This is a genomic window from Microvirga sp. HBU67558 (assembly GCF_018069605.1).
GTDB classification, from domain to species: domain Bacteria; phylum Pseudomonadota; class Alphaproteobacteria; order Rhizobiales; family Beijerinckiaceae; genus Microvirga; species Microvirga terrae.
In genome coordinates this window covers 1-25,247 of sequence record NZ_JAGPUP010000560.1, presented here as the reverse complement: position 1 = coordinate 25,247, position 25,247 = coordinate 1, and the positions used below count along the sequence as shown (strand labels likewise).

24 protein-coding genes are annotated in these 25,247 nt (G+C 65.4%); 15 read left to right on the top strand and 9 right to left on the bottom strand.

The window, feature by feature from the left end; genetic code table 11:
- Positions 1-90: 90 nt before the first annotated feature.
- Positions 91-1,344 carry a tyrosine--tRNA ligase gene (gene tyrS, locus KBI52_RS28850; protein WP_173949288.1) on the top strand — a complete coding sequence of 418 codons (1,254 nt, stop codon included), beginning with the start codon at positions 91-93 and terminating at the stop codon, positions 1,342-1,344.
- A gap of 128 nt (positions 1,345-1,472) precedes the next feature.
- Here the strand turns inward: tyrS and KBI52_RS28845 are convergent, their stop codons facing one another.
- Together KBI52_RS28845 and KBI52_RS28840 are read right to left on the bottom strand one after the other, a co-directional pair.
- Positions 1,473-2,303, bottom strand: a complete 831-nt coding sequence (locus KBI52_RS28845; protein WP_210812490.1) for an alpha/beta fold hydrolase — start codon at positions 2,301-2,303, stop codon at positions 1,473-1,475.
- Between the two features lie 252 nt (positions 2,304-2,555).
- The gene (locus KBI52_RS28840) at positions 2,556-3,248 is read right to left on the bottom strand and encodes an EAL domain-containing protein (protein ID WP_247654711.1); all 693 of its coding nucleotides are present in this window, start codon (positions 3,246-3,248) and stop codon (positions 2,556-2,558) included.
- A gap of 253 nt (positions 3,249-3,501) precedes the next feature.
- Here KBI52_RS28840 and KBI52_RS28835 point away from each other — a divergent pair, with 253 nt between their 5' ends.
- Positions 3,502-4,461, top strand: coding sequence for a homocysteine S-methyltransferase family protein (locus KBI52_RS28835; RefSeq protein ID WP_210812488.1), 960 nt, complete (start codon positions 3,502-3,504; stop codon positions 4,459-4,461).
- Here the strand turns inward: KBI52_RS28835 and KBI52_RS28830 are convergent.
- The 3 genes from KBI52_RS28830 to KBI52_RS28820 form a co-directional block, all read right to left on the bottom strand.
- Positions 4,444-4,827, bottom strand: coding sequence for a DUF1622 domain-containing protein (locus KBI52_RS28830; RefSeq protein ID WP_173949292.1), 384 nt, complete (start codon positions 4,825-4,827; stop codon positions 4,444-4,446). The two genes, KBI52_RS28835 and KBI52_RS28830, sit on opposite strands and share 18 nt — an antisense overlap.
- 234 nt (positions 4,828-5,061) lie before the next feature.
- On the bottom strand, positions 5,062-5,265 hold the full coding sequence (locus KBI52_RS28825) for a DUF2892 domain-containing protein (protein WP_173949293.1): 204 nt from the start codon (positions 5,263-5,265) through the stop codon (positions 5,062-5,064).
- 105 nt (positions 5,266-5,370) lie between these two features.
- Positions 5,371-6,102, bottom strand: coding sequence for a L,D-transpeptidase (locus KBI52_RS28820; protein WP_173949294.1), 732 nt, complete (start codon positions 6,100-6,102; stop codon positions 5,371-5,373).
- Positions 6,103-6,361: 259 nt separating this feature from the next.
- On the opposite strand from KBI52_RS28820, the gene KBI52_RS28815 reads away from it, so the two are divergent.
- Positions 6,362-6,940 carry a tyrosine phosphatase family protein gene (locus tag KBI52_RS28815; RefSeq protein ID WP_173949295.1) on the top strand — a complete coding sequence of 193 codons (579 nt, stop codon included), beginning with the start codon at positions 6,362-6,364 and terminating at the stop codon, positions 6,938-6,940.
- A gap of 129 nt (positions 6,941-7,069) precedes the next feature.
- Here the strand turns inward: KBI52_RS28815 and cueR are convergent, their stop codons facing one another.
- Together cueR and KBI52_RS28805 are read right to left on the bottom strand one after the other, a co-directional pair.
- Complete coding sequence (gene cueR / locus KBI52_RS28810; RefSeq protein WP_173949296.1) at positions 7,070-7,525, bottom strand: Cu(I)-responsive transcriptional regulator; 456 nt, start codon at positions 7,523-7,525, stop codon at positions 7,070-7,072.
- Complete coding sequence (locus KBI52_RS28805; protein ID WP_210812487.1) at positions 7,522-10,047, bottom strand: heavy metal translocating P-type ATPase; 2,526 nt, start codon at positions 10,045-10,047, stop codon at positions 7,522-7,524. Before KBI52_RS28805 ends, cueR begins: the two co-directional genes overlap by 4 nt.
- 248 nt (positions 10,048-10,295) lie before the next feature.
- Here KBI52_RS28805 and KBI52_RS28800 point away from each other — a divergent pair, with 248 nt between their 5' ends.
- Positions 10,296-11,105, top strand: coding sequence for an endonuclease/exonuclease/phosphatase family protein (locus KBI52_RS28800; RefSeq protein ID WP_173949298.1), 810 nt, complete (start codon positions 10,296-10,298; stop codon positions 11,103-11,105).
- A 98-nt stretch (positions 11,106-11,203) separates the two neighbouring features.
- Positions 11,204-12,001: a glycosyltransferase family 2 protein gene (locus KBI52_RS28795; protein ID WP_173949299.1), complete on the top strand. Its 798-nt coding sequence runs from the start codon at positions 11,204-11,206 to the stop codon at positions 11,999-12,001.
- A 13-nt stretch (positions 12,002-12,014) separates the two neighbouring features.
- Here KBI52_RS28795 and KBI52_RS28790 read toward each other — a convergent pair whose 3' ends face one another.
- On the bottom strand, positions 12,015-12,368 hold the full coding sequence (locus tag KBI52_RS28790) for a RidA family protein (protein WP_173949300.1): 354 nt from the start codon (positions 12,366-12,368) through the stop codon (positions 12,015-12,017).
- 193 nt (positions 12,369-12,561) lie between these two features.
- Positions 12,562-13,599 (bottom strand): LacI family DNA-binding transcriptional regulator, encoded by a 1,038-nt coding sequence (locus KBI52_RS28785; RefSeq protein WP_247654708.1) that lies wholly within the window; start codon positions 13,597-13,599, stop codon positions 12,562-12,564.
- 300 nt (positions 13,600-13,899) lie between these two features.
- Here KBI52_RS28785 and KBI52_RS28780 point away from each other — a divergent pair, with 300 nt between their 5' ends.
- The 10 genes from KBI52_RS28780 to KBI52_RS28735 all read left to right on the top strand — a co-directional run bounded on the left by KBI52_RS28780 (position 13,900) and on the right by KBI52_RS28735 (position 25,186).
- Positions 13,900-14,973 (top strand): ABC transporter ATP-binding protein, encoded by a 1,074-nt coding sequence (locus KBI52_RS28780; RefSeq protein WP_210812486.1) that lies wholly within the window; start codon positions 13,900-13,902, stop codon positions 14,971-14,973.
- Positions 14,974-15,037: 64 nt separating this feature from the next.
- Complete coding sequence (locus tag KBI52_RS28775; RefSeq protein WP_371823225.1) at positions 15,038-16,297, top strand: ABC transporter substrate-binding protein; 1,260 nt, start codon at positions 15,038-15,040, stop codon at positions 16,295-16,297.
- 74 nt (positions 16,298-16,371) lie between these two features.
- The gene (locus KBI52_RS28770; RefSeq protein ID WP_210812485.1) at positions 16,372-17,310 is read left to right on the top strand and encodes a carbohydrate ABC transporter permease; all 939 of its coding nucleotides are present in this window, start codon (positions 16,372-16,374) and stop codon (positions 17,308-17,310) included.
- A 5-nt stretch (positions 17,311-17,315) separates the two neighbouring features.
- Positions 17,316-18,167, top strand: a complete 852-nt coding sequence (locus tag KBI52_RS28765) for a carbohydrate ABC transporter permease (RefSeq protein WP_173949303.1) — start codon at positions 17,316-17,318, stop codon at positions 18,165-18,167.
- Between the two features lie 12 nt (positions 18,168-18,179).
- Complete coding sequence (gene araD, locus KBI52_RS28760; protein ID WP_210812484.1) at positions 18,180-19,913, top strand: L-arabinonate dehydratase; 1,734 nt, start codon at positions 18,180-18,182, stop codon at positions 19,911-19,913.
- A gap of 9 nt (positions 19,914-19,922) precedes the next feature.
- Positions 19,923-20,729, top strand: coding sequence for an HpcH/HpaI aldolase/citrate lyase family protein (locus KBI52_RS28755; protein ID WP_210812483.1), 807 nt, complete (start codon positions 19,923-19,925; stop codon positions 20,727-20,729).
- Between the two features lie 11 nt (positions 20,730-20,740).
- On the top strand, positions 20,741-21,622 hold the full coding sequence (locus KBI52_RS28750) for an SMP-30/gluconolactonase/LRE family protein (RefSeq protein WP_210272268.1): 882 nt from the start codon (positions 20,741-20,743) through the stop codon (positions 21,620-21,622).
- Positions 21,623-21,634: 12 nt separating this feature from the next.
- A complete protein-coding gene (locus KBI52_RS28745) occupies positions 21,635-22,399 on the top strand; it encodes an SDR family NAD(P)-dependent oxidoreductase (protein ID WP_173949307.1) in 765 nt (254 codons plus the stop codon).
- Between the two features lie 9 nt (positions 22,400-22,408).
- On the top strand, positions 22,409-24,412 hold the full coding sequence (locus KBI52_RS28740) for an alpha-glucosidase (protein WP_210812482.1): 2,004 nt from the start codon (positions 22,409-22,411) through the stop codon (positions 24,410-24,412).
- 3 nt (positions 24,413-24,415) lie between these two features.
- Positions 24,416-25,186 carry a sulfite exporter TauE/SafE family protein gene (locus tag KBI52_RS28735; RefSeq protein ID WP_210812481.1) on the top strand — a complete coding sequence of 257 codons (771 nt, stop codon included), beginning with the start codon at positions 24,416-24,418 and terminating at the stop codon, positions 25,184-25,186.
- Positions 25,187-25,247 lie beyond the last annotated feature (61 nt).

Genomic DNA, 25,247 nt, shown 5'->3' with positions numbered 1-25,247 from the left:
AACGTTCGATGCCGCCGCTCTCCGGCGGCATCTTCATGTGGTGATCAGGTCTCCGGGCAGCGGCTCCCGCCAATCCCAGGAGACGACACGATGACGACCCCCAGATCCGACTTCCTGAAGACGCTCGCCGAGCGCGGCTTCATCCACCAATGCACCGATGTCGAAGCCCTCGACGCACGGCTCGCGGCCGGGCCGGTCGCTGCATACATTGGTTTCGACGCCACGGCGGACAGCCTGCATGTGGGCAGCCTCGTGCAGATCATGGCCCTGCGCTGGCTGCAGAAATGCGGCCACAAGCCTGTCGTGCTCATCGGCGGCGGCACCACGCAGATCGGCGATCCGAGCTTCCGCGATGCCAGCAGGCCGCTGCTCGACGACCGGCAGATAGCCCGCAACGCCGCCGGCCTGAAGCAGGTCTTCTCCCGCTACCTCGCCTTCGGCGACGGGCCGACCGACGCCGTGATGGTGGACAACGCCGCCTGGCTCGATCCCCTGCGCTACCTGCCGTTCCTGCGCGATTTCGGCACCCATTTCACGATCAACCGGATGCTGAGCTTCGACAGTGTGCGCCAGCGGCTCGAGCGCGAGCAGCCGCTCACCCTGCTCGAGTTCAACTACATGGTGCTCCAGGCCTTCGACTTCCTGGAGCTGTCGCGCCATCAGGCCTGCGAACTGCAGATGGGCGGATCGGACCAGTGGGGCAACATCGTCAACGGCATCGAGCTCGCCCGCCGCATCGACCAGCGCCAGCTCTTCGGGCTGACGACGCCGCTGCTCACCACCTCGGCTGGGGCCAAGATGGGCAAGACCGCGACCGGCGCGGTGTGGCTCAACGCCGAGAAGCTCAGCCCATACGCGTTCTGGCAGTTCTGGCGCAACACGGAGGACGACGACGTCGCCCGCTTCCTGCGCCTCTTCACGGAGCTGCCCCTCGACGAGGTGCATCGTCTCGGCCAGCTGAAGGGCTCCGAGATCAACGAGGCGAAGCGGATCCTGGCCAATGAGGCGACCTGTCTCGCGCACGGGGATGCGGCCGCGCGGGACGCCGCCGAGACGGCGCGCCGCGCCTTCGAGGAGGGCGAGAACGCGTCCGGGCTGCCGAGCATCGGCCTGTCCCGGTCCGAGCTCGATGCCGGTGTGACGGTCGCACAGCTGCTCGTGATGGCCGGGTTGTCCAGCTCCAAGAGCGAGGCGCGCCGCCTGGTGCTCAACAACGGTGCGCGACTCAACGGAACGGTCGTGCAGAATGCGGACGCCACCGTCGATCCCGCGGATCTCGCCGACGGATCGCTGAAGCTGACGGCCGGCAAGAAGCGCCACGTGCTGGTGCAGGTGAGCGGGTGAGAAAGCATGGCTCGGCCAGGAACGACATCCTCTCCCGTCGTGGCCGCACCCTCCCACGTCAGGTCACGGCCTCTCACGTCATGGCCGGGCTTGTGCCGGTGATGACGTGAGTGGGGCTTCGAGGGGGCTCATCCGGCGAATGGCTTCGCCGCCAGAAACCCCTTGACCACCTTCGCCGCGGCGCGGGCGCGCTCGACGGGCAGCATATGGGTCTCGCGCTCGAAGAGGTGCAGCCGGGCGGACGGGATGTGGCGGGCGGTCTCCTGGAGCGCCGCGACGTCGAAGAACGGATCGCGGGTCGCGCCGACGACCAGGGTCGGCGCGGCGATGTACGCGAGCCAGGACGGATCGCCACCGAAATCCTCGCCCGCGACGGCATTGAGGCCGCGGACGATCACCGCAGGATCGTTCATCGTCTCGCGCAGCCGCGTCCGCTCCCGCCTGAATCGCCAGCGGATCAGCCAGTTGAGCCAGGGGCGGCGGAAGACCAGGCCGAACTCGTCGAGGAACCCTTCGAGGTCGCCCCGCCAGGCGCAGTCGATCTGCCGGTCGATGCTGCGGCGCCCCTCGGGCGAGAAGCGGTGGGCGCTCACCATCAGGATCAGCCGCTTCACCAGATCAGGATGATCCGCCGCGAGCCGCGCGGCCACGAAGCCGCCGAACGAGATGCCCATCACGGTCGCCGGGCCGATCTCGTCGCGCAGGATCCGCGCCACGTCGGTGACGATCGTCCCGATGGAATGGTCGGCTGACGGCACCGGGTCATAGCCCAGCACGTAGACCGGCCGGCCGGCGGGCAGCAGGCGCGCGATGCGCCTGGCATCCCGCTGCGCCCGGGCAGGGGTCGGTCGCCGGACGAAAGCCTGCCCACCGTTGAGCACGACGATGGGATCGGGCCCCGATCCCGATGTCACATAGGGTATTCTGTCGAGGAACAGACCTGTTTCGAAGGGTCTCATGGACGTGTCGCCGAAGAGCAAGCCCGGGCTGCGTCTGCTGTGATCGCGCTGTGCGGGATTGGCGAAAAACATCTGTCTTCGTCGGGGCCATGCCGATGCGTGGCCGCCAGGGCGCGCCAACCATGCGGCTGAAGCGGCAGGAAAGACAGGGATGAAGCCGGCGGACACTGGAAGAGTGGCGACGGCTGGCGGCCGGGACTGCATTCCTAAACGCGCCCGACCGTTACGTCAACTGCCAAGTCCGGCGCCCGGTCAGGCGACGAGCGGAACGACCGGCAGGCTTTCGACGGCAGGCCTGGCGAAGAGGAAGCCCTGGAACAGGCTGATGCCGGCACCACGCAGTGTGGCGAGCTCCGCGTTCGTCTCGATGCCCTCGGCGATCACCGTGATGTCGAGGGCGCGGGCCATCACCAGGATGCCCGCGATGATCGCGCGGCGCGCGGCCGAGTCCGTGATGCCCCGGATGATTTCCATGTCGATCTTGATGAGGTCGGTCTGGAAGTTGGCGAGGAGGTTCAGGCCCGCGTGTCCGGCGCCGAAATCGTCGATGGCCGTGATGAAGCCGAGGCGCTTGTATTCCGCGATGATCCGGGCGACGTGCTTCGTGTCCGCCATCCGCTCGTTCTCGGTGAACTCGAACATGATCCGCCTCGCGTCGAAGCCCACGCGGCGGGCTGATTCCAGGGACGTCCGGATGCAGGCCGCGGGCTCGTAGACGGCGTTCGGCATGAAGTTGATGGACAGCCGCGTCTCCTCGGTGCGCGGGAAGAGGCGGCCCGCCAGTTCGATGGCCTTCACCCGGCAGGCCTGATCGAACTTGTATTGCAGGTGCTCATCGACCTGGCTCAGGATCTGCCCGGCGGATTGACCCTGCGTCCCCCGGACCAGCGCCTCGTAGCCCCAGACGGTGCCGCGGTCGAGATCGACGATCGGGTGGAACGCCATGGTGAAGTCGAACGGAAGCGGTTCGCTGTTCCGGCAGCCCTGGCATCCCACCTTCGTATCCACTGACAGTTCCGTTCCGACAATTGGAGAATTCCACGCGGGAATATGGGAGAAAGATCTTGCCATTGCCCTAACGTGAGGAAAGGCACATCGGGATCAGGAGCATTCGGGCAATCTTTCCGCCTGCCGTGGTCCGCGATCCTGCGTCGGGCTGACGGAGGTGCGTTTTCGCAACGAATGCGGGAGCCTTTCCATGACCAGCAGCCGGTTCGCCTTTCCGCCTCCGGGCGATGCGATCTTCCTGACCGACGGCGGTCTCGAGACGACGCTCGTCTTCCACGACGGGATCGATCTGCCCTGCTTTGCGGCCTTTCCACTTCTGCGCAGCGAGGGGGGGCGAGAAAGGCTTGAGAATTACTTCACGCCCTACATCCGCACGGCCGTGGAGCGGGACGTCGGCTTCATCCTCGACACGCCGACCTGGCGGGCCAACGCGGATTGGGGCGCCAAGCTCGATGTCTCGGTCGAGGACCTGTCCGAGCTGAACCGGGAGGCGGTGCGCTGGGCCGCCGGCCTTCGCGATCGCCTCTCCGATACCAGAGAGCGCATCCTGATCAACGGTGTCGTCGGTCCGCGCGGCGACGGCTATCGCGCCGACGCGCAGATGAGCGCGGAGGAGGCGCAGGCCTATCATGCGCCTCAGGTGGAAGCCTTTCGCGAGGGCGGGGCGGATATGGTCAGCGCCGTCACCATGAACTACGCGGAGGAGGCCATCGGCATCGCGCGGGCCGCGGAGGCTCTCGGCCTGCCGGTGGTGATCTCGTTCACGGTCGAAACCGACGGCCGGCTCGCGACCGGCGAGACGCTCCGGTCCGCCATCGAGCGGACGGATCGGGATACGGGCCATATCCCGGCCTATTACATGATCAACTGCGCGCATCCCAGCCACTTCGACGACATCCTGTCGGGCAGGGACGAATGGATCCGGCGCATCCGGGGGCTTCGCGCCAACGCGTCGGCGAAGAGCCATGCGGAACTCGATGAATCCACCGAGCTCGACCCGGGCGATCCCGACGACCTTGCCCGGCACTACCGGAGGCTGCGCGAGCGCATGACGCAGCTGTCGGTGCTCGGAGGGTGCTGCGGCACCGATCATCGTCATGTGGAGGCGATCTGCGAGGCCTGCGTTCCGGCCTCAGGCGGTGCCGTCTGACGAGGGTTCGCCGCCGGCCTTGTGCCGGTCCCAGGGCCAGCGGCCCTCGATCTCGACCTCCAGCGAGAAGCTGAGGAAGGTCCGGATCAGGACGATACCGCCGAGGATGAGCAGGCTCTGAACCGATGGCTCGATCGCCACCGTGTTGATGATGTCGGCCGCGACGAGGAACTCGAGCCCGAGCAGGATCGCGCGGCCCACATTCGAGCGGTAGAGATTGAAGGCTGCCGACCCCGATCGCCCGTGCAGGACCTGCCAGAGGACCGCGAGACTCGCTCCGAGAATGCCCAGGACGATGATGGCGATCCCGCCGACCTCGATGGCGCGGGTCGTCAGTTTGAGTGCTGAGAAAAACCATTCGTCCATGAGCGATCCCTGGAGCGATCCTTGAGCTTCATGGACATAGATTCATAGGACAGTTCGGCGAAGCCTCCAGGGGGAGGGACGCCCGGGCCGATCGCACGTTCGTCAGCACCGGCCTCGTGCCGGTGATCTCGATCCGAGAGGCGTCACGCTCAAAACAATCGGGATGGCCGGCACGAGGCCGGCCATGACGGGGGAGGGCGAAGAGGCGACGATAGAGCCGGGCTCGCTACCGGATCACGTGAAGCCTGGCTTGCTCGGCAGGCCCATGCGCTTGAACATCCTCACCACCGGGCACAGGCCCGTGAAGGACGCCTGCACCAGATGGGCGCCGAGGAGCCCGGTGAGCCAGAGCCAGTGGATATTCACGTAGACGGCGAGCAGGACGCTCACGATGATGAGCCCGCCGACGGTCAGAAGGATCGCACGTTCGACTGTCATGACCACGCCTCCAGGAGAGACGCGGCGATTCTACAGCACGGCTGACGGGAGCAAAAGAAAAAGGGCCAGCCGTCGGCTGACCCTTTTGATCCCGATGCGGTCGTCTCAATAGGCCGACGAGACCCGCGCTCCGTCCTCCACGTCGAACAGGCGCTGGCCCTGCAGGACGACCACCGGCGAGCCGACGGGCACCCGGCTGTAGAGGTCGATGATGTCCTGGTTGAACAGGCGGATGCAGCCGCTCGACACGGACTGGCCGATGGACCAAGGCTCGGTGGTGCCGTGGAGCCGGTACATGGTGTCCTGGCCGTTGTTGTAGAGGTAGAGCGCGCGCGCTCCGAGCGGATTGCTCAGGCCGCCCTCCATGCCGCCGGCCCAGCGGGCATTGCGCTCGGGCTCGCGGCGGATCATGGAGGCGGTCGGAGTCCAGCGCGGCCACATGGCCTTGCGGCCGATGCGGGCGCGGCCGCTCCAGGCCAGGCCTTCCTTGCCGACGCCGATGCCGTAGCGGATCGCCCGGCCGCCCTCGCGCACGAGATAGAGATGGCGCGCCTCGGTGTCGACCACGATGGTGCCGGGTTCCTCGCGGCCGTAATAGGCCACCTCGCGGCGCAGGAAGCGCGGGTCGACTTCGGAGATGTCGGTGGCGGGCAGCGGATGCGGCTCGTCCGGCCGGGGTCCGTACATGGCGGCATAGGCGGGATCGATGCGGCGCACGGCTTGCTGCGGAGGGGCTTGCGTGGTGACGCAGGCCGCCAGGGCCATCGGAAGGAGAACCGCCGCAAAGCGGATCGCGTTTTTCAACGGTGACGGGCACGAAGCCAAGGCAGCAAACATCAGTGGGGTGACCTGCAGTTTCTGTTTTTGGGGTTCATCTGCCGGTGTTCGGAAGCGGCAGCATTACTCATGAAGAGACATAGCCTAGCCGGTGACGACAAGGTGGATCTCACATGGCGCAAATGTGGCAAAGGTCCAGTGTTGTTTGCAAGACACAGTATTTTGAACGACCCGATCCATTTGGATCGCAACGAGTTAACTCTTTCGTGAGGCCCGTTAAGGTTTTTGTCCCAATTCAGCCAACGAGTGAGCGTTGATCATGCACCGCCCTTCCATTCAGATGCTCACGGTGTGCGGCATCTCGGAACTTCCGGACCAGCGCGAACGGTCCGTGACGCATGTCCTGTCCATTCTCGACCCGGATCACCCCGATCCGGAGGTCTTTGAAGCCTACGATCCGCATCACCGAACGATCCTGCGCTTCCACGACATCATCCTGCCGATCCCGGGCATGATCCTGCCTGCGCGAACGGACGTGGAGGCCATTCTCCGCTTCGGAGACGAGGTGGGCGAAGGGCGGGCCGACCGGGCCGAGGGTCACCTGCTCGTCCATTGCCACATGGGCGTCTCGCGCTCGACCGCCGCGATGCTGACGCTCATGGCGCAGTCCAATCCGGGCGAAGGCGAGGACGCGTTGTTCGAGCGCCTCGTAGAAATCCGGCCCCAGGCCTGGCCGAATTCCCGCATGGTCGATTTCGCCGACGGGCTTCTGTCGCGCGACGGGCGGCTCACCGAGGCCCTGCGGCGGCACTACGGACGCCAGATCCGCCGCAGGCCGGATTATGTGCGGATCATGCACGATCTCGGCCGCGGCCGCGAGGTCGAGATGGCCGCGTGAGGGGGCGGGATGAGGCATCGACCGTCTTCGTCATCGCCGGCCTCGTGCCGGTGATCCCGATCGGAAAGACACGGCGCTTCACATGAGCGGGATGGCCGGGACAAGCCCGGCCATGACGGGCAAAGGTGTCTACCGCCCCGGCGCCTTTCCCAACGCGCCGAACTTCGCGTCCGGCTTCACCGGGAGCGGCGCGGCCTCGTCGTTCGCCAGCTCCTCGATGATCGGGCAATGCGGGCGCGCATCCCCGTGGCAGTTGTTGGCGAGATGCTTCAGGGTCGAGGCCATCTCCTGCAGTTCCCGAATCTTGCGCTCGAGCACGCCGACATGGTCGAGCGCGATGGCCTTCACGTCCTTGCTCGCCCGGTCGCGGTCCTGCCACAGGGACACGAGATCGGCGATCTGCTCGACCGAGAAGCCGAGATCGCGCGAGCGCCGGATGAAGCGCAGGGTGTGCACGTCATGATCAGAATAGACCCGGTAGCCGGATTCCGTGCGCACGGTCTTCGGGATCAGCCCGATGGATTCATAGTAGCGGATCATCTTGGCCGAAACGCCGGACGCCGCGGCGACCTGCCCGATATTCATGCGACACCTTCGACGGTTCGAGAGCGGGGGAGGGCGTGCCCCGATGCGGCCGGAGCCTTGAAGCGGCGCAGGCGCAGGGCGTTGCCGAGAACGAAGACGCTGGACAGCGCCATGGCGCCGGCCGCGATGACCGGCGACAGCAGGGTGCCGTCGACCGGATAGAGCACGCCGGCCGCCACTGGGATCAGCAGGACGTTGTAGGCGAAGGCCCAGAACAGGTTCTGCCGGATGTTGCGAATCGTCGCCTTCGACAACGCGATGGCGTTGACCACGCCGCGCACATCGCCCGACATGAGCACCACGTCGGCGCTCTCGATGGCGATGTCCGTCCCGGTCCCGATGGCGATGCCGATATCGGCCTCCGCCAGGGCCGGCGCGTCGTTGATGCCGTCGCCCACGAAGGCGATCGGGCCGTGCTGCCCGCGCAGGCGCTTCACCGCCTCGACCTTGCCGTCAGGCAGCACCTCGGCCTCGACTTCGTCGATCCCGATCCGCTTTGCGATCGCCTCGGCGGTTCTACGGTTGTCGCCGGTGATCATGGCGACCTTCAGCCCGAGCGCGTGCAGAGCCGCGACCGCTTCCGGGCTCGACGGCTTGATCGGATCCGCGACCGCCACGATGGCCGCGAGCCTACTGTCGATGGCGGCATAGAGCGGGCTCTTGCCCTCGGCGCCCAGGCGGGCTGCGATGTCGCCGAAGCCGGTGACGCTCAGCCCGAGCTTCGTCATGAAGCGGTCCGCTCCGACGGCCACTCTCCGCCCCTCGACCGAGGCCGAGACGCCGAAGCCCGGCTCGGCCTCGAAGCCTTCCGCGGGCGGCAGGGCGAGACCCCGCCGCTCGGCGGCCGCCACGATGGCCTGCGCGACCGGGTGCTCGGAGCGGCTCTCCACGGCGGCGACCAGCCGCAGCGCTTCGGCCTCGGAGACGCCGGGCGCGGTCACGAAGTCGGTCAGCTCGGGGCGTCCTTCCGTGAGGGTGCCGGTCTTGTCGAGGGCCACGACTCTGACCTCCTTGAGGCTCTGGAGGGCCTCGCCCTGCCGGAAGAGCACTCCGAGCTCCGCCGCCCGTCCGGTTCCGACCATGATCGAAGTCGGGGTCGCCAACCCCATGGCGCAGGGGCAGGCGATGATCAGCACGGCCACCGCATTGACCAACGCGAACGTGAGGGCCGGGTCGGGGCCGACGAGGAGCCAAACGACGAAGGTGAGGGCGGCGGCCGCCATGACGGCGGGCACGAACCAGGCGGTCACCCGGTCGACGAGGGCTTGGATCGGCAGCTTCGACCCTTGAGCCTGCTCGACCATCCGGATGATCTGGGCCAGGACCGTGTCGGCTCCGATCCGGGTGGCCCGGAACGTGAAGCTGCCGGTTCGGTTGATGGTACCTCCCACCACTTCGCTACCAGGGGATTTCTGGGCCGGGACCGGCTCTCCGGTGATCATGGATTCATCGACGAAGGAAGATCCTTCCACCAATTCACCATCGACCGGGACCTTCTCGCCGGGGCGGACCTGGACGAGATCGCCGCTCAGAACCTGGTTGAGGGGAATCTCCAGCGCCTCGCCGCTCCGGACCACCCGGGCCGTCTTCGCCTGGAGACCCATGAGGCGCTTGATCGCCTCCGAGGTGCGGCCCTTGGCCTTGGCTTCGAAGAAGCGGCCCAGCAGGATCAGGGTCACGATGACGGCGGCGGCCTCGTAATAGACGTTCTCCATAGGGGCCGGCAGGACCCCAGGCAGGAAGGTCGCCACCACCGAATAGGCATAGGCCGCGCTCGTGCCGAGGGCGACCAGCGAGTTCATGTCCGGGGCCCTGCGCAGGAGGGCAGGGATGCCCTTTCGGAAGAAGCGCAGACCCGGACCGAACAGGACCAGGGTGCTCAGGGCGAATTGCAGGTACCAGCTGTTGCGGTGCCCCAGCGTTCCCATGATCCAGTCATGGACGGCCGGGATGACGTGGGAGCCCATCTCAAACCCGAAGACCGGCAGGGTGAGAGCCGCGGCGACCAGCAGGGACCGCCGAAGGCCGGCGATCTCCGCCTCCCGGGCCGCCCGCTCGCGATCGGCCCGTCCGTCTTCCGGCCGGATCACCGTGGCCTCGTAGCCAGCCTGTTCGACGGCTCCGATCAGACGCCCCACGATGTCCGGGTCGCCGAGATAGCGGATGGAAGCCCGCTCCGTCGCAAGATTGACGGAAGCATCGGCGACGCCCGGGACGCGCTTGAGCGCCTTCTCGACCCTGTTGACGCAGGACGCGCAGGTCATGCCGTCGATCTTCAGCTCGAGCGCATCTTCGGAGGGCTCGTAACCTGCGGCCCGGATGGCGTCAGCGACTCCCGTGGGCGTGATCGCGGAGGGCACGAACTCCACATGGGCCCGTTCTGTCGCAAGGTTGACGTTGGCCGCCATGACGCCCTCCACCGAGCGGATCGCCTTCTCCACGCGACCGACGCAGGAGGCACAGGTCATGCCCTGGATGGAAATATCGATAGTGTCGATCGGAACGGTCTTGCCGGCGGCCATGGTGAGTCTCCTGGTCCTCATATGGGACGAGCGTGTAATCCTTCCAATCATGGGAAGGTCAAGGGGCGTGAAAAACCGTTCCAAGGAGACCCAGATCAGACGCCTGCCAGGGTTGCGCCGAGGGAACCAGGGTCGAGTTTGGGTCATTGATCCGACACGTTTGCCGCTTAGGCGGCAGGTGAATTCCTGCTTGTGCCGAACGACGCGGTGCATTTACCTGTCACGAATGATTGAGCCGGTGCCGACCTTTGAAGCATAGCGACAAACAGGGGCGAACCCTTCGGATCCTCACCTACAACGTCCATCGCTGGCTCGGCACGGACAGGCAGATCTCCCCACAGCGGATCGCAGAAGTCATTGCGTCCTGCGATCCGGACATCGTGGCGTTGCAAGAGGTTCGCGTCGGCCGGGTGCGGTCCGGAGAGATCGATCAGGCGGCTGCCGTGGCGTCCCGCCTCGGGATGGACCTCCATTTTCAGCCGACGATCCGGATCCTGGGCGAGCAATACGGCATCGCCGTCCTGACCCGCCATGCCTCGAAGATCGTCAAGTCCGGGCGTCTGCCCACGCAGTCGACGCGGCCCTCCTTCGAGAAGCGCAGCGCCCTCTGGGTTGCCGTCGAGGTGGACGGCCAGGCCATCCAGGTGGTCAATGCCCATCTGTCGCTGCGCTCCGGAGAACGGCGTACCCAGGCGTCCGCCCTCATCGGGTCGGATTGGATCGGCCACCCGGATTGCGGCGATCCGGCTGTGTTGCTGGGCGACTTCAACGCGCCGCCATATTCGCGGTCCTACCGGATGATCGCGAACCGGATGCAGGACGCCCAGCTTTCCAACTCTTTCGGAGAGCCGCAACCGACCTTCCACACCCGGGCGCCGGTCCTGCGCCTCGACCATGTCTTCGTGACAAAGTCTATCGAAGTGATCGATGCCGGGCCTGTCCGCAATCCTTTGACCCGGGTCGCATCGGACCATTTCCCGCTCCTGGCGGAACTGCGCGTGCGCAAACGCCAGGGAACGTCCGCCGCAAGCCAAGCCCGCGAGGGCGAGCTTCTCTGAGGGGTGTCGCCGGATCGGAAGCGCCGGACGGCCGCGCGACCCTGTGACGTTTCAAAGCCCTTGCCACGGAACTTCAGGGCGGCTAGGCACCCGGTGCCATGCTTCCCGTTTCCGTTTTCATCATCGCCAAGAACGAGGCCGACCGGATCGGAGCCACCATCCGTGCGGTCCGCGGACTGACGGACGATATCGTCGTGGTCGACTCGGGCTCGACGGATGGAACCCAGGCGGTGGCCCAGGACCTCGGTGCTCGGGTGATCTTCAATCCCTGGCCGGGCTACGGTCTCCAGAAGCGCTTCGCGGAGGACCAGTGCCGTTACGAGTGGCTGTTGAACCTGGATGCGGACGAGGAGGTCTCGCCGGAGCTGCTCGCCGAGATGCGGGCGCTGTTCGCCCATGGGGAGCCGGCCCGCCAAGCCTATGGAATCCGCATCGCCGAGACCTATCCCGGGGAGAGCGCTCCGCATCCGCTGGCGTACCGGATCGCCCCGGTCCGCCTCTATCGCCGGGATGCCGGCCGGTATTCGTCCTCGCTCGTTCATGATCGAGTCGACCTGAAGCCTGGGACCAAGGTCGGGAAGCTGAAGGGCCTGGTGCACCACCGGTCGGTGCGCTCCCTTGGGGACCAGCTGGCCAAGCTCAACAGCTACGCCGATCAGCAGGCGGTCGATCTCGAGGTCAGGGGCATCTCGATTCCGACCTGGCGGGTCTATTTCGAATTCCCGGCCGCGTTCCTGAAGGTCTATTTCGGCCGGTTGCACTTCCTGCGCGGAACCTATGGTTTCCTGATCTCCATGAACTACGCCACATGGCGCCACCTGCGGCTGGCGAAGCACTACGAGCGCAAGCGCCTGGGTGCGCTCGCAAAGTCGGGCGCGAGAGCCGAGCGGGCGTGACCGGGGCCAGAGATCAGAGGGCGACGACGACCTGGATCTCGAGCTTGTAGTCGGGGTTGGCCAGCCTCGCCTCGACACACGCGCGGGCCGGAGCCTGACCCGGAATGATCCAGGAGTCCCAGACGGCATTCATTGCGCCATAATCGGACATATCCGCCAACCAGATCATCGCGTGCAGGAGCTTGGCTTTGTCGCTGCCGATCTCGGCCAGCGACTGCTCGATCTGCTCGAGGATGTCCCGGGTCTGCTCGGAGACCGAATGCCCCAGAGTGGTCTCTGGCACGTAGCCAGAGAAACGGGCCGTTCCATCGTGGATCACGAGATCGCTGTAGCGTGCGGCGACCCCGATGCGGCGGATGTCTGTCACGATTCTGCTTTCCCATGTCCGATTGCCGATCCGGCTCCTACCACAAGCGGAGAACGGGTGACAGCTACGAACTCCAGTCGAGTCAGGGGTGACGCGCCCGATTCCACTGACTGGAGGAGTCCACAGGAGTACCGTTGCTCCGTCCCGACGATCGCTCCGAGCGTGCTGGGGCGTTTGAAACGCCTAACCGTCGTCACGTGCTCCGCCGCTCGATCAGGACATGGCCGGTATCGATAATTCGCGCACTTCCCTCCGGGCGTTCGCCCTGGATGCTGTTGAGTATCAGCCGGGCGACCTCCCTTCCGATCAGATCACCCGAGGGGCGAATCGTGGTCAGGGAAGGGATGCATGAGGCGCTGAAGTCCAGATCGCCGAAGCCGACGACCGCAATATCGTCCGGAACGGTGATTCCTCGACGCTGACACTCGAAGAGCACGCCCAGGGCGATCAGATCGTTCGAGCACGCGATGCCGTCCAGATTCGGGATCCGCTCAAGGGCACGGGTCAGAAGGAGGGAGCCGGTCTCGACGGTAGCAGCGCCGGGATGATTGATGATCTCGTACGATAGGACGTCTCCCATGCGGGCCGTCTCGGCAAAACCGCTCGCGCGCTTCTCGGCGCGATGGTCCTCCTGCATGCGCGCGCCGAGGAAGACGATGGCCCGGCGGCCCTTCGACAGGAGATGTCTCGCGGCGGACGCGCCCACATGCGGGTGCGAGAAGCCGACGGCCATGTCGATCGGCTTCCCTCCGAGCTCCCACATTTCGACCACGGGCACGCCGCTCGCCTGCAGGAGCTTTCGGGTCTCGGCGCTGTGGGACAGCCCCGTCAGGACCACGGCGGCCGGCGCCCAGGAGAGCGCCGTTCGGACCAAGGCCTCCTCCTGATCTTCGCCGTATTCGCTATGGCCGAGGAGCACCTGAAGGCCCTCCGCGGCCAGTTCCGATTGGAGCGTCGAGACTGTTTCGGCGAAGAAGGCGTTGCGGATGGAGGGAACAATGATGCTGACGACCTTCGAGGATGCTGCAGCCAACCCACCCGCCACCAGATTGGGAACGTAGCCCAGAGTCGAGATGGCGCGGGCGATCTCCTGCCCGGCCGCAGCCGAGACGGCGGCGGGTTTGCGAAGATAAAGCGAGACCGTGGAAGGGGACACCTGCGCGAGCTTGGCCACGTCCATCATCGTGACACGCTGCATCTTGCGCCGCTTACGGGTGCCGCGAGTCTGCATGCTGCTGCTATCGGCGTCCATCGGCTTCCCTATTTTCGTAGCGCTTCGATGGAAGAAGCTCTCCTAAATATAGGACAGAAGGCTCGCATATCAAACGGAAAAGCACCGTACCGCTTGTTTTCGATAGATTTTTCGGAACGGCCGAGCCGTCAGCAAGCATTCTTAGTCAATTGGAGAAGCCTCTTGCGTGCTGCTTATCGTAGCGCTATGATGGTTTCATAGACTAAATCGACCTGGGATCAATCGCAGGGGCGCAGGCGTGCCGGCTTGGAGCGCGGCGCAAAACAACAGGGAGGGAGCATGTCGTCAGTCAGCTTCCGTAAGCTTGAGAAGAGTTATGGTGCGCTTCGGATCGTGAAGGGAATCGACCTGGAGATCGCCGACCGCGAATTCGTCGTGCTGGTCGGTCCGTCCGGTTGCGGAAAGTCGACGACCTTGCGCATGCTCGCTGGCCTCGAGAGCATCAGCGACGGCGAGATCCGAATCGGCGACAAGGTGGTGAATCGGCTGCCACCGCGCGAGCGCGATATCGCCATGGTGTTCCAGGACTACGCCCTCTACCCGCACAAGACCGTCTACGAGAACATGGCTTTCAGCCTGAAGGTCCGCGGTGTCCCGGCGGCCGACATCCAGCCCCGTATCGCACAGGCGGCCGAGATGCTGGGCATCTCCCAACTGCTCGACCGCAAGCCGAGCCAGCTCTCCGGCGGGCAGCGCCAGCGCGTGGCCATGGGGCGGGCCATCGTGCGCCGTCCCCAGGTCTTTCTGTTCGACGAGCCGCTCTCGAATCTCGATGCCAAGCTGCGTGGTCAGGTCCGAACCGAGATCAAGCGCCTCCATCAGGCCATCGGCACAACGATCATCTACGTGACGCACGACCAGGTCGAGGCGATGACTCTGGCGGACCGCATCGTAATCCTGAAGGGCGGCGAGATCGAGCAGGTCGGCACGCCCGATGAGGTCTACAACACTCCGGCGAGCGTGTTCGTGGGTGGGTTCATCGGATCCCCTGCCATGAATTTCGCCAAAGGTACGATCCACGGCGGGGCCGTGGTGTTCGATGGCGGTTCCAGCATTCCGCTTCAGAGCCGCCCGGCGGGACAGGCAGGCGCGCTCGAGGGGCGCGACGTCGTCGTCGGCATCCGTCCCGAGCATTTCCTGCCGTCGGGCGAAGGCCAGCCCCTGACCGGAAGAGTGCAGGTCGTGGAGCCGCTGGGCTCCGATACCCTGATCCATTTCGCTCTCGGTTCGTCCACGCTGACCGCGCGCGTCGCGCCGGAGATGCGGCCGAGCCCTGGGGAGACGCTGTCCATCGGTGTCGATCCCTCCCGAATCCACCTGTTCGATGCGGCGACGGAACGGGCCCTCGTCTGAGGGACCATGGCAATAAAAAGAGCCGGCAAGGCACCGGCTCCGACAAAACTTAAAGGAGGAAATGATGATCGTGAACAGAACCATGAAACTGCTTCTGGCCGGCGCGGCCCTCACCCTGACGGCCTCAGCCGCCGTGGCCCAGACCAATCTGCGCGTGTTCGTGTCCAGCCAGCATCGTCCGGATGTCTGGCGCAAGGCCTTCGACATGTACGAGGCCAAGAACCCGAACGTGAAGGTGACCATCGAGACCGGGGGCAACACGTCCGAGGCGCAGGCGCAGTACCTCAACACCGTCATGACTGCGAAGGATTCTTCGCTCGATGTCATGATTCTCGATGTGATCCGCCCGGCGCAGTATGCGGCAGCCGGCTGGACCGTGCCATTCAACGAGGTGCTCGGCGGTGACGCCGATGCCTACATGAAGCGTTACCTGCCGGCCTATGCCGAAGCGAACACCGTCGAGGGCAAGGTCGTGGCGCTGCCGGCCTTCGCCGATGCCATGTTCCTCTACTACCGCAAGGATCTTCTCGAGAAACACGGGATCCAGCCGCCGCAGACCTGGGACGAGCTTGCGACCGCGGCCAAGAAGGTCACCGAATCCGAGAAGGATACGAACCTCCAGGGGCTCTCCTTCCAGGGCAAGGCAATCGAGGGCGCGGTCTGCACCTTCCTGCTGCCGTACTGGAGCATGGGAAAGCAGTTGGTCTCCAACGGCAAGCTGTCCTTCGACAAGGAAGCCGCGGTGAAGTCGCTGAAGCTGTGGAAGGACTTTGTCGACCAGGGTGTCGCCAAGAAGAACATCGCGGAAGTCGCGACCGATGACACGCGCAAGGAATTCCAGGCCGGCAACGTGCTGTTCGCCGTCAACTGGTCGTACGCCTGGGGGCAGTTCCAGGGCGCCGAATCCGCCGTGAAGGACAAGGTCGGGGTCGTGAAGCTTCCCGCCGTGCAGGGCGGCCAGCCGGCCTCCTGCCTGGGCGGCTGGGAATGGGGAGTGTCCGCCTATTCCAACAACAAGACCGAAGCGCAGAAGTTCGTTCAGTATCTGTCGAGCCCCGAGACCTCGGAGTTCATGGCGATCAACGCCGCTCTGCTTCCGCAATTCCCCGATGTCTACACCGATGCGGACGTGACCAAGGCGGTTCCGTGGTTTGCCAGCGCCCGACCGGTTGTGGAGACCGCGAAGGCCCGGCCGGTGACGCCCCGCTACAACGAGGTGAGCGACATCATCCGGACCACGGTCAACGCCGTTTTGGCCGGGCAGTCCACACCTGAGGAAGGCGCCACGCAGATGGAAGGTCGTCTGCGCCGCGTTCTGCGCTAACCCGCATCCACACCCATCGGATGGATGCCCTCAGGCATCCATCCTCAACGTTGCACCCGGGCAGGATCACGACGATGGCAACGGCGAGCGAAACTACCTTGGTTACGGCGCGTAATGAGAGCGGCACGAAGTGGTGGACGCGGTTCCTGGATCCGAGCGAGCGCACCCTCGCCATGCTGCTGCTGCTGCCGGCGGCACTGCTGCTGGCGCTCATCATCGTCTATCCGGTCTGCCGCCTGGTCTGGACCAGCTTCCAGAACCTGTCGCTGACGTCGGGCGCGCCGGCTGCCTTCGCAGGACTCGAGAACTACTCGCTCATGTTCGAGGATCCCGTGTTCTGGGAGACGACCTGGAACACGGTTCTCATCACGCTGATCACGGTCCCGGGCGCATTGCTCGTCGGCCTCGCTCTCGCCCTGATGGCGAACCTGCCGTTCAAGAGAAAATGGCCGGTTCGTCTCTCGCTCCTGATCCCATGGGCTCTGCCGCTCTCGTTCGCGGGCCTCATCTTCGCGTGGTTCTTTCATTCCGAATACGGCGTCGTCAACGATGTGCTGGGCCGTCTCGGCTTCGAGGGCGTGATCTGGTTCAACTCGGCCAATTGGGCCTTCGCGGCGATCTGCCTGACGATCATCTGGAAGACCTCATCGTTCATGGCGCTCATCATCCTGGCCGGTCTCCAGACGATTCCGCGCTCCCTCTACGAGGCGGCGGAGGTGGACGGGGCAGGGCGCCTGAGGCAGTTCTTCGAGATCACGCTACCCCTGCTCAAGCCCTCCATCGTCGTAGCGCTGATCTTCCGCACCATCACGGCGCTGCAGACTTTCGACATTCCCTTCACCATGACGCGCGGCGGTCCAGGGACCTCCACAGCGACCCTTGCCATGTACATCCACCAGAACACGGTCGACTTCCTCGATCTCGGCTACGGCTCCGCGCTCGCGGTGTTCATGTTCGTCCTCTCCATGGGCGTGACTGCCGTCTACCTGCGCATGATCCGGGCCAAGGGGTGATAGCCATGAGCCATGATACGCCTGCCATTCGCTCGATCTTCTCCGGCAAGCCGCTGCGCATCCTGATCGGGTTCATCCTGGTCATGAACGGGATGTTTCCGGCACTGTGGATCCTGTTCACGTCGCTCAAGACGGAGTCCGAGCTGACCCTCAAGCCGATCACGTGGCTGCCCCATGCCCCGACGATCGCCAACTATCTGCGCGCCTTTACGGATCAGCCGCTGATCCTGTTCCTATTCAACAGCTTCATGGTGGCGCTTCTCTCGACGGCCCTGACGCTCTTCGTGTCGGTGCTTGCCGCTTATGCTCTGGCTCGGCTCCACATCCGGGGCCGGGATCTGATCCTCTCCGCCATCATCGCGGTGTCGACCTTCCCGCTGGTGACGCTCCTGGTTCCGCTGTTCGAGATCATGCGGGCGCTCAACCTCCTCAACACCTGGATCGCCCTGATCCTGCCCTATACGGTGCTGAGCCTCCCGGTCTGCACGCTGATCCTGGTTTCGTTCTTCGAAGGCATCCCGCGTGATCTCGAGAACTCCGCGATGATCGACGGCTGCACACGCCTGGGCGCGCTGTTCAAGGTCGTGGTGCCGCTCGCGGCGCCGGGTGTGTTCACTGCGGGCATTCTCGCCTTCGTGAATTCCTGGGACGAGTTCCTGCTCGCGCTCTCGTTCAACTCCAACCCGATGCTCCGCACGCTTCCCGTCGGCATCACGCTCTATCAGGGCGAGTTCGCGTTCCCATGGCCGGTGATTTCGGCCGCGCTCGTGGTGGGCATCGTGCCCGTCGCGGTCCTGATCGTGATCTTCCAGGAGCGTGTCGTGTCTGGTCTGACCTCCGGCGGCATCAAGGGATAAGGGACTACTGCAATGACACGCCGACCCATCGGGGAGTTGCGGAGCCAGCGCTGGTTCGCCTCCGACGACATGCGCGGCTTCGCGCACCGCCAGCGCACCCAGCAGATGGGCCTGCGCCGGGAGGAATTCCTGGGCAAGCCTGTCGTGGCCATCATCAACACCTGGAGCGACCTGAGTCCCTGCCATTCGCATCTGCGCGACCGGGCGGAGGCCGTGAAGCGCGGTGTCTGGCAGGCCGGGGGCTATCCGGTCGAGCTGCCGGCTCTTTCCGTCGGCGAGGTCATGGTGAAGCCCACCACGATGCTCTATCGCAACTTCCTCGCTATGGAGGTGGAGGAGCTCCTGCGTTCGCATCCGATCGACGGGGCTGTGCTGCTGGGCGGTTGCGACAAGTCCACGCCCGGGCTCCTCATGGGGGCGATCAGCATGGACATTCCGGTGATCTACTGTCCGGCGGGTCCGATGTCGAACGGGCAGTGGCGTGGGCAGAAGACGGGAGCCGGTACCCATACCAAGAAGTATTGGGACGAGCTTCGGGCCGGCAACATTACTCAAGGAGACTGGGTCGATCTGGAAAGCCGGATGACCCGTTCCATTGGTACCTGCAACACCATGGGAACCGCCTCCACCATGACGTCCATCGTGGACGCCATGGGCCTCACGCTCCCCGGCGCCTCCTCGATCCCGGCCGCCGACAGCGGCCATCCGCGTATGGCCTCCCTCTGCGGCGAGCGTATCGTCGAGATGATCTGGGAAGATTGGAAGCCATCCCGCTTCCTCGATGCAAAGAGCTTCCGCAACGGTCTCGTGACCTACATGGCGCTGGGAGGCTCCACCAATGCCGCCGTGCACCTGATCGCCATGGCGCGCCGCGCCAATGTCGATCTGACCCTCGACGACATGTCCGACATGGCCGGAAGGGTGCCGGTCTGCGCCAATCTCTTCCCGTCTGGCGAATACCTGATGGAAGACTTCTACTTCGCCGGCGGTTTGCTCGCCCTGCTGAAGAAGCTGGAGCGGCATCTCGACCGGGATGGCATGACGGTGAACGGCAAATCCCTGGGCGAGAACATCGCGGGTGCGGAGTGCTGGAATGACGAAGTCATTCGCGGGGAGGACAACCCGATCGTGCCGCTCTCGCGCGGCAAGACGCTCGCGCTGCTGCGTGGCAACCTCGCCCCCAATGGCGCCGTGATGAAGTCCTCGGCCGCGAACCCGAAGTTCCTCAAGCATGTCGGGCCGGCGCTCGTCTTCGACAATCCCGCCGAGATGAACCGGACGATCGACGACCCCGGTCTCGACGTCACTGAGGACACGGTCATCGTCCTGCGCAATGCCGGCCCGGTCGGAGCTCCGGGCATGCCCGAATGGGGCAACCTGCCGATCCCGAAGAAGCTCCTCAAGCAGGGTGTGCGCGACATGGTGCGCATCTGCGACGGGCGCATGAGCGGAACCCATTATGGCACCTGCATCCTGCATGTGGCCCCCGAGGCCGCCGTGGGCGGCCCCCTCGGGCTTCTCCGGACCGGCGATCTCGTAGAGCTCGATGTCGAGGCCGGACGCCTCGACATGAAGGTCGACGAGGCGGAGCTGCAGCGCCGCCGCGCCGAATGGAAGCCGACCGCACACGTCTACGGCCGCTCTTTCGCGGCCCTCTACCAGCGCCATGTCTCGCAGGCCGATCAGGGCTGCGACTTCGATTTCCTCAGCGCGCCCGGCCCGGTGGTCGAGCCGTCCATCTTCTAGGGGCACGTCATGATCGACATTGAGAACCGCTTCAAAGGCTGGCTGAAGGGCGAGGGACCGCGCCCGCCGCTCGGCACCTGGCTCATGGCGGCGGCGCCGGCGACCGCCGAGGCGATGGGCTACAGCGGCTTCGACTTCCTGGTCGTCGACATGGAGCACGTGCCGATCGAAGTCTCCGACCTGGCCCACATCCTGCGCGCCATCGGCTGCACGCCGGCCGATGCGGTCGTGCGCCTCGCCTGGAACGATCAGGTACTCGTCAAGCGCGTCCTCGATACGGGCGCCCAGACGATCATGATCCCGTTCGTGCAGACCGCCGAGGAGGCCCGACAGGCCGTCTCTTTCGCCAACTATCCGCCCGACGGCGTTCGCGGCGTCGCCGCGGTGCATCGCGGCTCGCGGTTCGGCCGCGCGGCGGATTATCTCAAACGCGCCAACGATCAGGTGGCGGTGATCGTCCAGCTCGAGACGCCGGAGGCGATCGAGCGTCTGCCGGACATTGCGGCTGTCCCCGGCATCGACGCGTTGTTCGTTGGGCCCGGCGATCTCGCGGCCGCCATGGGGCATATCGGCAATATCGCGCATCCGGACGTTCAGGCGCTCATCGAGAAGGCGGCGAGGATGGCTCACGAGGCGGGCAAGCCGGTCGGAATTGTCGGCCCGAACCCGGACATGGTGCGCCGCTTCATCGGATACGGCTACAGCTATGTGGCAGTGGCCTCCGACATCGCCATGATGACGAGCCGCGCCTCGGAATGGCTGGGTGCCCTGCGCGATCAGCCGGTGGCGTCGAACGCTCCGACTGCGGCCTACTGAGGATGCGTGCGATGTCGCTGACCGTCGCCCTCGATATCCGCGCCGAGTTGGGCGAGTGCCCGATCTGGGACGCCGACGGGCAGGCGCTGGTCTTCGTCGACATCAAGGGGCGGGCGCTCCATCGCTTTCGCCCTGCAACCGGCGAGCACGCCGTCATGACGATGCCCGAGGAGATCGGCTGCGTCGCATTCCGGAAGGGCGGCGGCTTCATCGCGGGTTTCCGCTCGGGCCTCTGGCTGCTGGACTCCGAGGGAAACCGCGAGGCGATGCTGGCCGACAATCCGGAGGACCAGCGCACCAGCCGCTTCAACGATGGCCGCGTGGATCCAGCCGGCCGCTTTCTGGCCGGGACCATCGACGAGCCGAAGGATGGCGGCAGGGCACATCTCTACCGGTACGACCGGCGCGGGCTTGCGGAACTTGCCGGCGGTCTCCTCACGTCGAACGGCGTCGCATTTTCGCCGGACGGACGCTCGCTCTACCATTCCGATACGCCGACCTTCACGGTCTGGCGCTATGCCTATGAGCCCGAGACTGGCGAGGCCACGGACAAGACCCTGTTCGTGCGCCTCCAGCCGTCCGAGATGGACCGCGGACGGCCCGACGGCGCCGCGGTGGATGCGGAAGGCTGCTACTGGACGGCTCTGTTCGAGGGTGGACGGATCCAGCGCTATGCGCCCGACGGGCGATTGCTGGCGGAATATCCCGTCCCGGCCCGGTGTCCCACGATGGTCTGCTTCGGCGGCGCCGACTTGAAGACCCTCTACGTGACATCGGCGCGCAACGGCCGTTCCGAGGCTGAGCTCGAGGCCCTTCCGCAGTCAGGAAGCCTGTTCTCCATGCCGGTCGACGTGCCGGGACTGCCTGAAAACCGTTTCGATCCTTCCGTTTGAGGCCGCGCTGCGATGGCATTCGACTATACAACCGTCCAATATCGCTCCCTTGAAAACCGTTCGGTCGTCATCACGGGCGGCGCGTCCGGCATCGGCGAGGAAATGGTGAAAGCTTTCGCCGCCCAGGGCGCCCGGGTGGCTTTCATCGATATCGCCGAGGAGCCAGGGAGGGCTCTGGCAAACGCGACGGGTGCCAGCTTCCATTCCTGCGACGTCACCGACATTCCGGCGCTCCGCGAGGTGCTCGCTCGGATCGAAAACGAACTCGGTAGCGTCGACGTTCTCGTGAACAATGCGGGCAAGGACGACCGGCACGACATGGCCGAGGTGGAGCCGGACTACTGGCGGCGGGCGCTCGCTTTGAACCTCGACCATCAGTTCTTCGCAACGCAGGCGGTCGCGAAGGGCATGGGGGCACGCGGGGCGGGCTCCATCGTGATGCTCGGCTCGATCTCATGGATGCGCGGCCGTCCCGGCATGGTCGGCTACACGACCGCGAAGGCGGCGATCAACGGCATGACCCGCACGCTCGCCCGTGAGCTGGGGCCGTCCAATATCAGGGTCAACTGCATCGTGCCGGGCGCGATCCTCACGGAGCGCCAGAAGCAGCTCTGGCTGACGCCCGAGCTGAACCAGCAGTTCCTCGACCTCCAGGCGTTGAAGTTCCGGCTCGATGCCAGCCACGTGGCGAAGATGGCCCTCTTCCTCGGCTCCGACGAGAGCGGCGGCTGCACGGGCGCGAACTTCATCGTCGATGCCGGCCTGACCCAGAACTGAGAGCATCCCATGCAGATCCAAAAGACCGCCGACGGCTTCGATCTCATTCTCGACGGAAGGCCGATCCTGCGCCATCGCAGCGACGCCCCGTGCCTCTTCGTGGGGCAGGGCGATGCCCGGATGGACATGTATCGCGGCAATTTCGACATCGAGGATTATGTCGTCGAGCGGACGCCGCTCGCCCATGCGGTCGTGTCCGGGTCAAACATCGCGTTCTCGGCGGCTCCCGGGCAACCGGTCCGGATGATCCTCCAGCTTTCAGGAGATGACCGGAATGGCGCCATCGCGTTCCGGACGGAGGATGCTGCCCTCAACCGGATCTGGCTCCGCGTTCAGGCCGAGCCGGGCGAGCACGTCTGGGGTGGCGGGGAGCAGATGTCGTATTTCGACATGCGCGGCCGCCGCTTTCCGCTCTGGACGTCCGAGCCTGGGGTCGGACGGGACAAGACGACGGAGATCACCTTCAAGGCGGATGTCAGCGGCAAGTCGGGTGGCGACTACTGGAATACCAATTATCCGCAGCCGACCTTTCTCTCGTCCCGGCGCTATACGCTGCACGTGGAGACGACCGCCTATTCCGCTTTCGACTTCCGACGCGGCGACTTCCACGAGATCGAGATCTGGGCCGTCCCCGAACGGATCGAGCTCTCGGCGCGTCCGACGTTCATCTCCCTCGTCGAGGCCATGTCCGAGCGCTTCGGGCGTCAGCCGCCGCTGCCGGAATGGGTCTATGGCGGCGCGATCATCGGGCTGAAGGATGGGGCGAACTCGTTCGAGCGGCTGGAAACCATCCTGGCGGCCGGCACGAAGGTGTCGGGACTGTGGTGCGAGGATTGGGTGGGGCTCCGTCACACCTCGTTCGGAGCGCGGCTGTTCTGGGACTGGAAGGCCAACGACGACCGCTATCCCGGTCTTCGCCAGCGGATGGCCGAACTGGAAGATCGGGGCATCCGTTTCCTTGGATACGTGAATCCCTATCTCGCCGTCGACGGGTCGCTCTTCCCGGAAGCGGAGGCCGCCGGCTACTTCGCCAAGGATGAGAGCGGAAAGACCGCCTTGGTCGATTTCGGCGAGTTCGACTGCGGCGTCGTCGATTTCACCAACCCGGAGGCGGCCGCCTGGTTCGCCGAGCGGGTGATCGGACAGAACATGCTCGATTTCGGCCTCTCGGGCTGGATGGCCGATTTCGGGGAATATCTGCCGATCGATGTGAAGCTCGCCAACGGCGTCGATGCGAAGCTGATGCACAACGCCTGGCCGACGCTCTGGGCCGAGGTGAACGCACGCGCGGTGGCGAGCCGCGGCAAGACCGGCGAGGCCCTGTTCTTCATGCGGGCCGGCTTCACCGGGGTACAGAAGCATTGTCCGCTGCTGTGGGGTGGCGACCAGTCGGTCGATTTCACCCGCCATGACGGGCTCGTGACGGTGATGTCGGGTGCGCTGTCGTCGGGACTTCTCGGCAACGCCTATCACCATTCCGACATCGGCGGCTATACGAGCCTCTTCGGCAATGTGCGCACGGCGGAACTTGTCATGCGCTGGGCCGAGATGGGAGCGTTCACGCCCGTGGTGCGCACCCATGAGGGCAACCGCCCGCGCGACAACCTGCAGATCGATCAGGATTCGGAGGTCCTCGCCCATTTCGCCAGGATGACCAGGGTCTACGTGCACCTCGTGCCGTATCTGAAATCGCTCGTGGCGGAAGCTTCGACCCGGGGCTTGCCGGTGCAGCGCCCGCTGTTCCTCCATTTCGAGGACGATGCCCGCACCTACGCGATCCAGGATGCCTATCTCTACGGGCCCGATCTGCTCATCGCGCCCGTCTGGCAGGCCGGAAAGACGGAATGGAGCACCTATCTTCCAGAGGGCGCCGAGTGGACCCATGTCTGGTCCGGCAAGACGTTCGCGGGAGGCCGAGATGCCACGGTGGGCGCACCCTTCGGTGAGCCGCCCGTGTTCTACCGGACGGGCTCGGAGTTCGCGGAGCTGTTTGCTGGCCTGAGGAAACTCTGAGCAATGTCCGGCGCGGAGCTCATCGGCTTTCTCGTGCTGACAGGCGCCGCCGCCTACGCACAGACCCTGACGGGCTTCGCCTTCGGGCTCATCACCATGGGCGGCGTGGGGCTGACCGGGCTGCTGTCGCTGCCGGACGCCGCCATGATCGTGAGCGTGCTGACGCTCGTGAATGCCACACAGATGCTCCTGAAAGGGTGGCGGGACGTGGCATGGCGCGAATTCGGAATCGTCATGGCAGCCAGCATTCCGCTGCTCTTCGTCGGATACTGGCTGCTGGAGTGGCTCGCCGGAACGCAGGCCGATGTCCTGCGCCTGATCCTCGGTCTCGTGATCATCGTGTCCAGCCTGCAGCTCGCGCGAAAGCCCGAGCCTCTCGCAAAGCAGTCGCCCGATGGCTCGTTCGGTTTCTTCGGCGGCATCGCCGGATTGATGGGCGGGATGTTCTCAACGGCCGGCCCGCCGCTCGTCTACCATTTCTATCGCCAGCCCATGCCGCTCGCGACGGTGAGGGAAACCCTCGTCACCGTCTTCGCGCTTAATGCCGTGTTCCGGATCGGCCTCGTGGTGCTGTCCGGCAATTTGCCGTCCGGATCCACGCTCACGGGGCTTCTCGCCATTCCGGGCGTCATGGGGGCGACCTACGCGGCGCGCCGATGGCCGCCTCCCGTCTCGCCGGCCACGATGCGCCGTATCGTGTTCATTCTCCTTTTCCTCTCAGGCGTGTCGCTCGGAGCGCCTGCCGTCACTCATCTTCTGGGAGCCACGAGATGACCGTTCATGCGAACCCTGTTGCGCGTCGTGTTGTTGATCTGAAGGACCCGTCGCTTCTGGT

Bases quoted from the DNA above. Each gene is read 5' to 3' on its own strand.
- tyrS (WP_173949288.1), top strand. From the start codon at position 91: ATGACGACCCCCAGATCCGACTTCCTGAAGACGCTCGCCGAGCGCGGC.
- KBI52_RS28845 (WP_210812490.1), bottom strand. From the start codon at position 2,303: ATGAGACCCTTCGAAACAGGTCTGTTCCTCGACAGAATACCCTATGTG.
- KBI52_RS28840 (WP_247654711.1), bottom strand. From the start codon at position 3,248: ATGGCGTTCCACCCGATCGTCGATCTCGACCGCGGCACCGTCTGGGGC.
- KBI52_RS28835 (WP_210812488.1), top strand. From the start codon at position 3,502: ATGACCAGCAGCCGGTTCGCCTTTCCGCCTCCGGGCGATGCGATCTTC.
- KBI52_RS28830 (WP_173949292.1), bottom strand. From the start codon at position 4,827: ATGGACGAATGGTTTTTCTCAGCACTCAAACTGACGACCCGCGCCATC.
- KBI52_RS28825 (WP_173949293.1), bottom strand. From the start codon at position 5,265: ATGACAGTCGAACGTGCGATCCTTCTGACCGTCGGCGGGCTCATCATC.
- KBI52_RS28820 (WP_173949294.1), bottom strand. From the start codon at position 6,102: ATGTTTGCTGCCTTGGCTTCGTGCCCGTCACCGTTGAAAAACGCGATC.
- KBI52_RS28815 (WP_173949295.1), top strand. From the start codon at position 6,362: ATGCACCGCCCTTCCATTCAGATGCTCACGGTGTGCGGCATCTCGGAA.
- cueR (WP_173949296.1), bottom strand. From the start codon at position 7,525: ATGAATATCGGGCAGGTCGCCGCGGCGTCCGGCGTTTCGGCCAAGATG.
- KBI52_RS28805 (WP_210812487.1), bottom strand. From the start codon at position 10,047: ATGGCCGCCGGCAAGACCGTTCCGATCGACACTATCGATATTTCCATC.
- KBI52_RS28795 (WP_173949299.1), top strand. From the start codon at position 11,204: ATGCTTCCCGTTTCCGTTTTCATCATCGCCAAGAACGAGGCCGACCGG.
- KBI52_RS28785 (WP_247654708.1), bottom strand. From the start codon at position 13,599: ATGCAGACTCGCGGCACCCGTAAGCGGCGCAAGATGCAGCGTGTCACG.
- KBI52_RS28780 (WP_210812486.1), top strand. From the start codon at position 13,900: ATGTCGTCAGTCAGCTTCCGTAAGCTTGAGAAGAGTTATGGTGCGCTT.
- KBI52_RS28775 (WP_371823225.1), top strand. From the start codon at position 15,038: ATGATCGTGAACAGAACCATGAAACTGCTTCTGGCCGGCGCGGCCCTC.
- KBI52_RS28770 (WP_210812485.1), top strand. From the start codon at position 16,372: ATGGCAACGGCGAGCGAAACTACCTTGGTTACGGCGCGTAATGAGAGC.
- KBI52_RS28765 (WP_173949303.1), top strand. From the start codon at position 17,316: ATGAGCCATGATACGCCTGCCATTCGCTCGATCTTCTCCGGCAAGCCG.
- araD (WP_210812484.1), top strand. From the start codon at position 18,180: ATGACACGCCGACCCATCGGGGAGTTGCGGAGCCAGCGCTGGTTCGCC.
- KBI52_RS28755 (WP_210812483.1), top strand. From the start codon at position 19,923: ATGATCGACATTGAGAACCGCTTCAAAGGCTGGCTGAAGGGCGAGGGA.
- KBI52_RS28750 (WP_210272268.1), top strand. From the start codon at position 20,741: ATGTCGCTGACCGTCGCCCTCGATATCCGCGCCGAGTTGGGCGAGTGC.
- KBI52_RS28745 (WP_173949307.1), top strand. From the start codon at position 21,635: ATGGCATTCGACTATACAACCGTCCAATATCGCTCCCTTGAAAACCGT.
- KBI52_RS28740 (WP_210812482.1), top strand. From the start codon at position 22,409: ATGCAGATCCAAAAGACCGCCGACGGCTTCGATCTCATTCTCGACGGA.
- KBI52_RS28735 (WP_210812481.1), top strand. From the start codon at position 24,416: ATGTCCGGCGCGGAGCTCATCGGCTTTCTCGTGCTGACAGGCGCCGCC.